1 protein-coding gene and 1 pseudogene are annotated in these 1,233 nt (G+C 68.6%); both read right to left on the minus strand.

Going from position 1 to position 1,233, the window contains the following annotated elements; translation table 11 throughout:
• Window positions 1–323, minus strand: a pseudogene (locus J7E68_RS11125) (hypothetical protein); the annotation flags it as partial.
• 140 nt (window positions 324–463) lie between these two features.
• Window positions 464–1,233, minus strand: a 770-nt coding sequence (locus tag J7E68_RS11130) for an FAD-dependent oxidoreductase (protein WP_215172584.1), incomplete at its 5' end; no start/stop codon positions are given.

The following is a 1,233-nucleotide window of genomic DNA, read 5'->3' on the forward strand; positions in this document are numbered from 1 at the left end:
TCCCGCGCGGGCAGGTCGGTCGCCCGGCATCGCACGTCGATGAGCTTGTACCAGTAGAAGCGCGGGAACGCGCCGTGCGAACCAGGATCGAGGACCACGACCTCGCCGACCGCTCCTCCTCGGGATGTGGGGCGGCGCTGTGGGCGGTTGCGGATGATCGGCTTCCCGTTTCGGGTGCGGATCGCCGCCCATCCCGCATCGACCGTGACGATGAAGATCTTCAGGAGCGCGGGCACCACCAGCATGATCGTGAGGATCGCGGTGCCGGTCTTGAAGAGGCCCGACATTCCCTTGCCGCCCAGCATCGAGAGGAGCATGTCCATGACACCACTGTGCCTGCTCCGCCCGGTCGACGCGGCAATCTGAAGCGCCGATGCGATGGTGTTCACTCGATGTTCGGTGCGTGTTCTCCGCGCCGCTGTGCGGTGGGAACTCCCCGGCTCGGCCGGGCCGTACCGAGGTGTCAGGAGAGCGACGCCAGGGTCTCTGCCACGACCGATTCGACGAACTGGCTCGCGCGATCCCGATCCGCCTGCACGAGCCCGATCCGGGTCCGTCGATCGAGCACGTCATCCGCGGTCATCGCCCCCTCGGAGCGGACGGCGAACTCGATCCGCGCTCGGGACGGCTCGTGGTCGGCTGCGGCACTCGAAGGGCCGGCGAACCACTGGTCCGTCAGGCGCCGAGAGGCCGTGCGACTCGGAGCGGCGTCGAGGTGCCGCAGTCGTGACGCGAGGTCGACCGCGTCCTGCGCCAGGCGTCGATACGTGGTGAGCTTTCCTCCGAGCACAGTCACGAAACCGGCCTCGGCGCCGGCGACGAGATGGCGCCGGGAGACATCGGCCGTGGACTCGGCTCCCGAGTCGATGAGCGGGCGGAACCCGGCGAAGGCTCCGCGGACCTGATCCCGGCGGATCGGCGTGCGCAGCACTCGGTTGAGAGTCTCAAGAAGGAAGCGGATCTCACTCTCGGTCGGCGCGGCGACGCGCGGCACGGGACCTGAGGCGTCTTCGTCGGTGAGCCCGACTATCACGCGCTCGCTCTGCTGGGGGAGTGCGAACACGTATCGACTGATCGACCCCGCGTGCGGGATCGTGAGTGCCGCCGAAGGGTGGCCGAGATCCGAGGCGTCGAGCACGATGTGGGTGCCCCTGCTGGGGCGCACCGAAAGGGAACCGTCGAGTTCGCCGGCCCACACACCCGTCGCATTGACGACGCTTCGCGCGCTGATGT

The organism is Microbacterium sp. ISL-103 (assembly GCF_018613995.1).
GTDB lineage: Bacteria > Actinomycetota > Actinomycetes > Actinomycetales > Microbacteriaceae > Microbacterium.